The 6891-nt window shown below is 43.2% G+C and carries 9 protein-coding genes; 3 read left to right on the top strand and 6 right to left on the bottom strand.

Features of this window, described 5'->3' with window-relative positions:
- Positions 1 to 143 precede the first annotated feature (143 nt).
- Positions 144 to 296 carry a hypothetical protein gene (locus O9295_RS14395; RefSeq protein WP_232023753.1) on the top strand — a complete coding sequence of 51 codons (153 nt, stop codon included), beginning with the start codon at positions 144 to 146 and terminating at the stop codon, positions 294 to 296.
- Positions 297 to 795: 499 nt separating this feature from the next.
- Here O9295_RS14395 and O9295_RS27870 read toward each other — a convergent pair whose 3' ends face one another.
- The 5 genes from O9295_RS27870 to O9295_RS14375 form a co-directional block, all read right to left on the bottom strand.
- Positions 796 to 1059: a ParE family toxin-like protein gene (locus O9295_RS27870; protein WP_502846504.1), complete on the bottom strand. Its 264-nt coding sequence runs from the start codon at positions 1057 to 1059 to the stop codon at positions 796 to 798.
- Positions 1060 to 1088: 29 nt separating this feature from the next.
- Positions 1089 to 1307, bottom strand: a complete 219-nt coding sequence (locus tag O9295_RS14390; RefSeq protein ID WP_079208267.1) for a hypothetical protein — start codon at positions 1305 to 1307, stop codon at positions 1089 to 1091.
- Positions 1308 to 1400: 93 nt separating this feature from the next.
- Complete coding sequence (locus O9295_RS14385) at positions 1401 to 1769, bottom strand: aspartyl protease (RefSeq protein WP_043997603.1); 369 nt, start codon at positions 1767 to 1769, stop codon at positions 1401 to 1403.
- Positions 1766 to 2041 (bottom strand): hypothetical protein, encoded by a 276-nt coding sequence (locus O9295_RS14380; RefSeq protein ID WP_002737737.1) that lies wholly within the window; start codon positions 2039 to 2041, stop codon positions 1766 to 1768. Before O9295_RS14380 ends, O9295_RS14385 begins: the two co-directional genes overlap by 4 nt.
- Before the next feature lie 1163 nt (positions 2042 to 3204).
- On the bottom strand, positions 3205 to 4629 hold the full coding sequence (locus tag O9295_RS14375) for a protein adenylyltransferase SelO (RefSeq protein WP_502846505.1): 1425 nt from the start codon (positions 4627 to 4629) through the stop codon (positions 3205 to 3207).
- An 82-nt stretch (positions 4630 to 4711) separates the two neighbouring features.
- Between O9295_RS14375 and O9295_RS14370 the strand changes: the two genes are divergently transcribed.
- On the top strand, positions 4712 to 4969 hold the full coding sequence (locus tag O9295_RS14370; RefSeq protein ID WP_004162451.1) for a CRR7 family NDH-1 assembly protein: 258 nt from the start codon (positions 4712 to 4714) through the stop codon (positions 4967 to 4969).
- Positions 4970 to 5011: 42 nt separating this feature from the next.
- Positions 5012 to 5422, top strand: a complete 411-nt coding sequence (locus O9295_RS14365) for a salt stress protein, Slr1339 family (protein ID WP_288033461.1) — start codon at positions 5012 to 5014, stop codon at positions 5420 to 5422.
- 6 nt (positions 5423 to 5428) lie between these two features.
- Here O9295_RS14365 and O9295_RS14360 read toward each other — a convergent pair whose 3' ends face one another.
- Complete coding sequence (locus tag O9295_RS14360; RefSeq protein WP_287972378.1) at positions 5429 to 6658, bottom strand: hypothetical protein; 1230 nt, start codon at positions 6656 to 6658, stop codon at positions 5429 to 5431.
- Between the last annotated feature and the right edge of the window lie 233 nt (positions 6659 to 6891).

Genomic DNA, 6891 nt, shown 5'->3' with positions numbered 1-6891 from the left:
TCAACGATTGGGACAAATAGCTGTTAGCAAGATTCAGTTAATTCGTCGTTCTAACGGTTTAATTGTTTCTCACTAACTTGTATAAAGCCGCCCTCCGCTATCGCTAAAGGGCGGGGTTTCAGACCCATTTTTTCGATGAACCAATGGAACTGGGACAAGTAGTTAAAGATTTTTTACCGCCTCCAGACCAGTTAGTTCCTAAAGGTAAAATCAAAACTAATCAAGTAACATTAGAATTAACAGAAGAAAGTGTAAGCTTCTTTAAATCTCAAGCAGATCGAAAACAAATTCCTTAGGAAAAAATAATCGAATTACTGGTTGAACAATATGCTCATGAATGTATATCTGATGGTTAAACGCCTCATAAGAGCATTGTCTAACCGACATTATAGCTGACTTGAAAAAGGTGCGTTACACGCGCGTTTTCGCACCCTACAAGATCGGCATCGTACTTAAACTCACAGCTTTAATCAATGTGCAGGGTACGTTCCCAAAAATTGATCGGTGGAGCAGCAGGAGCCACATTAGGGAACGCACCCTAGGGCGATGGCGTGCTGCTACGCAGTGCCTTCGGCATCGCACTAAAATTGCTCCAGCAGCATATCGTACTCTGCATGGGAACCAACCCAGAACCAAATCACCGTATCATCCTCTAATTGGGGTCTGCTGAATAAATCTAAAAACCTTGTTGGATAAGACTTTTAGACTTTTTTTTCCTCAAAAAGTGCCAGCCGTTGCGGGGATCGGGGGGAAAATTCAGGTACTTTTTCCCTGAAAATTAGGTAATTGACTACCTCAAAATCGGTAAAACCCCACACCCCACCTGCCCCCCCGATGTCGGGGGGGTTGGGGGGGCCACACCCTGCCCCCAGGAAAAGCTTTTTCAGCAAACCCTAATTGACCGACAGCACGATAATCCCTATTGATGCGTGCAGAATAGATGGGCAGCTTTGGATGGACTTTCTTGAATCGCAAGCTGGGATAGCTTGGGTCTTCTTTGAATTGCCGATACGCTTTACGGGTCTGCTCTTGAATCGGTTTTGGAAGATCTGCAAACATCTCCCGAAAACGAGCAGTGGTACAAGACTTCACAACGTTTCTGGGTCTAATTCTTGAGTCTTGCCCAATCGATGTTCTGCCATTGCTTCGGCTGCTAGTTTAGCCAGCAAGTTTGGTGAGCGGGCAAAGGAGTCATCCCATCGCTGCTCTTCTTCGAGTTCTGCCAAAATTAGGGTTGCGATTGCGTCCTGTTGAGCGGTTGACAAGGTTTTTAATTGGGCGATCGCCTGCTCAAGTCGTTCAGTCATATACAACATCTAACGTATAGGGCTTAATATATTCTAGCTTTCACGTTGCTACAGCGATGGCGTACTGCTACCCAGTGCCTTCAGCATCGCACTCTACTTCAACGCTTCGATCGTAACTAAACCACCCTCAATTGCCTGAATTCGCAAATCGTATCCTCGTAATAGCTGCATCCCAATCAACGGAACCGTCTCTGATTCGTTGATGTAAATCTCACGATATTGCCCGTCCCAGATCACAAGCCCGATGTAAACTTCAAACGTGCAGAAAGTCCCATCGCCTAACGTCGCAAGATCTCGACCCTCCCAAATAAACCCTAACCTAGCAATTATGTCAGACGGCAAGGTGAGAAAACCCGAAAATCCTGTATCAATTACAGCATCTACTATCTGCGTTGTTTCATTGTTTCTGACTGCGATCGCTAACGTCGCCTCACACCGTTGATTTACACGACCTTGCATCATGGCTTTGTTCTCAGGCTCCTTGCGCCAAAGTGATCAACGGCTGAATGCCCAATGCGAACAAACCATGTCTGAGTATCAGGCACTCGTGCAGAAAGTTGCTTCGCTGCGCTTACCAAATCATCCGCTACTTCAAAAGCCCCTGTTTCAATGTCGATCGCCACAATTCTCCCCTGATTTCCCTCCTCGACTTGGGGACGTACCTGAGATTGATAAATCTCATTGCCACGTCGAGCAAATTCTTCTTTACTGTAGCGGGGTTGTCGAACTGTCATTGAAGCGACCCTGTGGCGACTTTTGCCCCTCTATTTTAACCAAACATTGGGAATCTTCGCTAACATTCCTCAACTGGTCCGACCAGAGCGGCATCGCACCTAAACTCACAGCTTCAATCAATGTGCATGGTGCGTTCCCCAAAAATCGATCGGTGGAGCAGTAAGACCCCCATTAGGGAACGCACCCTACGGCTAACTACGGCCAAGATTCATCAACTTTCTCCATGAGATCAAGGCAATTACAATGATCGTCAAAAGCAAAAGAAAGGTTATCGTTCCAATTGATTGAGAAATCCAATTTTTGTAAACTAGCACTCCCACCAAGACGATTTCTAAACTTGTAGAGATCGCCAAGCCAAGTACCAAAAATTGAGAACGCAATAGGAATCCCAATCCGGACATTCCCAGATTGTTAAACATGGAATCCCAATAAAATATAACACCAATAGCATTTGGGAAACAAATACAGATAACTATTACCAGAAGTACGCCAATTGTGAATATTACATTTCTGAGCAACATACTAATTGCACTCTCTTTTGTGATTAGACCTGCTTTTGAAATTTGGTAGAGTCTGTCAGCCTAACTACATATTATAGGTCAACTTTCTGTATAACACTCTCCAGAGTAACGATATGGGTCAACTTTCGGCATATTACCTCATTTTAGTACAATCGCAAGAAACTTTCCCTATATCACGCCCAAAAGCCTGTTAGCCAGATTAGGGATCACAGAAGCCTTCTAGAGTTCTAGCAAAGATTCTTAGATCTGACTGCACTTTGTCACAAAATTTTACTATTATTTTGACACTCTTAATAGTTGGAGAGGAAACATTGATCGCCAAGTCTGGTCAATTTTTGTCCAACGCATTTCAGGAAATGACCTGAATAAGTAGCTAGACATAATAGACCTCTTGTAAAAATCAAAAATTGTTGTTAGGGTGAGGAGTCAGTAGCCAGTAGTCAGTAGTCAGGAGAATTAAGAATGAATAATAATTAATTAAATGGTCTATTTACAGATTTTATGCCATTTAATCCTTATTCTTATCGTTTTTAAACCTTCAAAAATTAATTATACAAGAGGTTTAATTAATTACACATATCTAACCACATCTTGCCTCTCCTAACCAAGAAATTAATTTTGCACCACTACTTATTACTTAATTACTGTTTATTTTGTAATTTTATCACTAATTCTTGGAAAGGTTGCCAATCGTCTTTATAGGTAATTGCCTCCCAAACCGATTCGATTAGCGGTCTAAGTAAAGCGGTTTTAGGATTATAATGCGTTAAGGTGTCGTCAATTTGAGCCAAAGAATCTGGGGGTAATTGATTTAAGACCAAACTATATAACTCTCGCCAACGTTGCCAATCAGCTTTGGGTAAATCCATATTTTCAATAATTAGAGAACTATTTTCTCGCCAACCGTAATTAAATTGTTCACTTAATTGATAGAAAAAGTCATGATAACCGAGGCCAGTTTCTTCGAGAACTTCCACGGTTTTGCTGACCAGTAAAGCAGATTCGGGAGTAAAAATATCCTCAAAACCTAACTTTTTGAGCATCATTTTTTGATAATAAAAATTGTACTGCTGGTCATAGTTAGCCAAAGCCAGATCTAACTCTAACAAGGAGACGACCATGGCCAGGGGAGATTGCAGTAACTCTAGATTTAAGCGACAGATAAAAGGCTGATTACCATAACTATAACGGCCACCGTAGTCGAAATAGGCCGCCGTAAATTGGGGGTTATAGGAAGGAATAAAAGCGTAGGGACCATAATCGAAACTTTCCCCGGTAATTGACATATTATCGGTATTGAGAACCCCATGACAAAAACCGGCGGCCATCCATTGGGCTGCTAATTTAGCGGTTCTTTCAATCAAAGCGGCGTAAAATTTTAAATAGCGATCGCTATCTTGGGGATCGATTTCAGGATAATAATAAATAATCACATGATCGAGGAGTCTTTTAATTAAATCGCTACGTTTAATATGAAATAAACGCTCAAAAGTCCCAAAACGAATATGAGAATTACTAACTCGAATCATCACCGAAGATCGCGTCGGGGAAGGTTCATCGCCACGCCAGAGAGATTCCCCCGTTTCCACCAAACTCAAACAGCGAGAGGTATTCACCCCTAAACTGCGTAAAGCTTCCCCGGCTAAGACTTCTCTGACTCCACCCTTGAGAGTTAACCTACCGTCGGCATGACGGGAATAGGGAGTCCGTCCCGATCCTTTCGTACCAAAATCGTATAATTTGCCATCAATACCCCTAACTTGACCGTAGAGAAAACCGCGACCATCTCCCAAGAAAGGATTATACTCGCCAAATTGATAACCGTGGTAACGCAGGGCCAAAAAGGGGGTCAGGGATTGAAATTTGCCAAAAGCCTCGATAAAATGCTCATCTAAGGTTAATTCTGGCTGAATTCCCACCAAAGGTAATAAAGCATCATTGCGAAAACGAAGGATATGACTGGGAAAATCCGCAGCCGCGACTTGATCGTAGTATTGGTCCCCCAAGTCCTGCATGGCGCTTTCGTAAGGGAGACTGAGAAAGGGATTGGTGAGATGGTCTGTCATAGTGGTGGTGTCGATCGAGCGTTGAGGCGATAAAGTGGTAAAGATAGCCAAAAAATTTTCCTACTGAGACTATCAAACAGCGATGCCCGATTCTATTATGTATCAAGGGGACTATTTTCTTGTCCTCGAGGCCGATCAACCTGAACAATTCCAGACTCCCGACCAGTTGCGGGATAAGTTAAAAGATTTAATCACCGCAAAACCGGAGATTTGTCCCCGACAATTGGCGAAATTCTCTAGTTTTGAGGAAAAATCTCTCTATCTGCGCGATAATTACTGCGAGTTGGACCTGGGTGAGGAGGGTTATTTACAATGGTATCTAGTGCGTTTGGAAAAATAAGGAAACCCGCTTTTTAACTTTTTACTTTCTAACTTGATCATTATGGGAGAAATAGAAGATTTACTGGCACAAATGAAGGCAGAATACCAGAAACGGGATCAGGAAAAACCGATGCCGTCCCCTTCTTCTCGCCAAGAAAAAGATCGTTCCCTGGCTGAATTTAAGGTTAATTATACCAGCGATTCTGCTACCGATGCGCTTTTAAAAGCTTTAGCCTTAGAAAACCAAGAAAGGCAACAACAGGAGGCAGCGGAAAAAGAAAAAGCGGCGGCATTAAAACAGCAGCGCAAGCGAGAAGCTTTAACTAGAAAGGCGAAGCAATGGTTAGATAAATTGGATGCTAAATCGGAGGAAGGACGCTGGTTTGAGGAGTTTTCCTATGGCTACGATTCTCCTTTAGAAGCGGCGATTGCCTATCTAGAAGCTTTGGGAGAAGTGGACATTTCTAAATGATCAGGTCTAATTTAAAGTTGTGGGTAAATTTGCTTGGTCAAAAACTCGATTATGCCACCAAATATTATCACCGGCTAGAATATTTGTGCCGTAACGAGGGACGATGCCATAAACAGTGCCGGGGTCATAATCCAAAGCTTGACTGATGAGATTGTAGAGACGTTGTAGATCAAAACCCCGGGGGTCACAATGGGGATATTTTCCTTGATTAATCAGAAAACTATCTACGGCAAAATGGCTGACAATTTGCGGTAATTGTCCCGTTTGTAAGGCTGCGAGGAGATAATATTTCGCCGTTTGTTGGTATTGAAAATCGCTGTAACCGGGGAGGGGTTGCAAGCGTCCTTTGGTCAAACAGTGGGATCCCGGCGCTTGTACCAGTTCAATGTTAACGCTGGAGATAACCCGACGATTTCTTTCGGCAAAAACTGGTCGCAAGCGATCGCAATTAGGGTGAGATAGCTGCTGACAAATCGCTTCTGTTGCCCATAATGCGGTGCTTTTTGCCCCATCAAAGTAATTTGTGGGATATTCTTTGACTAAACGCCTAAAGACGGCTTCTGAAGGCGTATTTAACCAAATTCTTGCTCTTTTTTCTAACTCAGGAGCCGATCGCGTACTCAAAGGAACACCCTCTAAAGCAAGTGCAAAACCCTTGACGCGGATAGTTTCTGGGGTAAGTTGCCACAGTTGACGCACTAATTGATCTCTGGTGTCTGCGGGCAGCATTTCGGCCGCTTGTTCATAAAAAGTGGCCGTGGGACGGTGACGTTCAAAAAAAGGCCGGGCGATCGAGTCTAAAATGTCTCTATCCCTGGAATTCTGTTTGCGGGGGATGTAAACATTGGGACCCAATTTCATCGGACCGCGAGCATATTTTTTCTGCTCTTCGATGTTACCCGCAGTCATACTCCAAGCTGTGTCGTGGAGAATAAACAAAGGGGTGCGATCGAGGGTTAATTCGGTTTCTGGCGGGGTAATTTGCAAAAATTCGGCGATTTTCTGCTTTTCTAACTCATCTAGGCTCTTACCGGCTAAATTCTCCCCCACAGTGGAGGGATTAAAAATATTTATGGTGGCAGTGGAAAGACTAGAGGTATTCAGTTTTAAAATCAGTAGGGACAAGACCAAGCTAATCACCAAAGAAGTCACTCCCCATCGCCATTGTTCCGGGGGAAAGATAGAATATCTAGGGAGAGAAAATTGTCTTGATTTTTGCCGTCTTTGTCGATTCATCGGACTCTTTTAACTCTTTCCACCCATTGTATTCACTTTCTCGAAAAAGGGAATTAATACTAAATCCGTTGAGTATATGCTACCTATCAGGATAGTGGGACTTAGGCGTTTTCGGTCAGCAAAAAAGGCTCAAACCATTACGGGACAAAGGGTTAACCTCGATTGATGATTTTCCTTGATCTATCTGGGTTTCAGCGATTTTGGGCTTCTCGAAGTAAATCCCAAGCGGGGAT

Origin of the sequence: Microcystis sp. LE18-22.4A, assembly GCF_027531105.1 — a bacterium.
Classification (GTDB): Bacteria; Cyanobacteriota; Cyanobacteriia; order Cyanobacteriales; family Microcystaceae; genus Microcystis; species Microcystis aeruginosa.
The sequence above is the reverse complement of the archived record's forward strand: the minus strand, read 5'-3'. Positions and strand labels throughout refer to the sequence as shown.